Annotated in this window: 1 protein-coding gene; it reads left to right on the top strand. The window is 42.4% G+C overall.

Annotated features, from left to right (window positions below; genetic code table 11):
* The coding region (locus tag R8N28_RS26010) for a GGDEF domain-containing protein (RefSeq protein WP_318183758.1) at positions 1-1,033 on the top strand (1,033 nt) is incomplete at its 5' end.
* Positions 1,034-1,161: the final 128 nt, after the last annotated feature.

Genomic DNA, 1,161 nt, shown 5'->3' on the forward strand with positions numbered 1-1,161 from the left:
CACGATTTCTATAGCGGATATTCAGAGCGCGTTATTTGAACTCTCTCGTTATGCCGAATTTCACTTCAAAGAAGAGGAAAATTTAATGAGAGAAGTGGGGATTCATCACGAGCATCTCCAAAAGCATATTCAAGTACATCGCACTTTTATGGGCGATATTGTCAGCATGCAAAGTTTTATTAACGAAGATAATCGGCAATCAGCGGAGCAGTTGTTGGATTTTCTCATTCATTGGTTGGCGTACCACATTCTTGGCATCGATCAAAATATGGCGAAACAGATCAAAGCCATCGAACGAGGCGTTTCTCCTTTAGAAGCTTATCGCGAACAAGAGCAACAAGCTAACGCGTCTACCGAGCCATTACTAGAAGCACTCAATGCGCTGTTTTCTCAAGTGTCCGAACGTAATCGTGATCTCTTAAAACTCAATTTGGAATTAGAAGAAAAAGTAGAAGCAAGAACGAACCAGTTGTTAACGGCAAATAAGCAGCTGGAAGCGCTGTCATTAACGGACTCATTAACTCAACTTCCTAATCGACGCAGTGCAATCAAAACGTTGAAAAAGCTTTGGGATGACACGGAGCACAAAACACTGCCTTTGGTTTGTATCATGATTGATGCGGATTATTTTAAACAAGTCAATGATACGTGTGGGCATGAGGCCGGAGACTTGGTGTTAATCGAGCTTGCACAGGCACTTAAATATCATTTTCGTAGCGATGATATTGTGTGCAGATTGGGAGGTGATGAGTTCTTTGTTATTTGTCCAGACACAGGACTGGACGGCGGGTTACATGTTGCGGAAATGGTAAGAAAACAGGTGTCTCAAATGCTCGTTCCAACGTGTTATGAACCGTGGAGAGGGAGCATCAGTGTTGGTGTTGCAGAACGAACAGAAAACATGAGTACGTACACCGATTTGATTCGCGCAGCCGATGAATCCGTTTATTTAGCGAAGCAAGAAGGTAAAAATAGAGTTCGGGCTATTCAAAAGTACGTAACGCAAGAGCCGGCTTCTGTCCGACAAAACTAATCAGTTCAGAATGACTTGAATGGTGAAATTCTGCTACCAAGTTAATGCATTTTCCCCTTCTATGTTTGTAAGCTTATTTATGAAACTGGTGCTTGTTACACAAGCGCTCGCACACTGTTAAGTTCGAT

It is taken from the genome of Vibrio sp. Vb1554 (assembly GCF_033344235.1).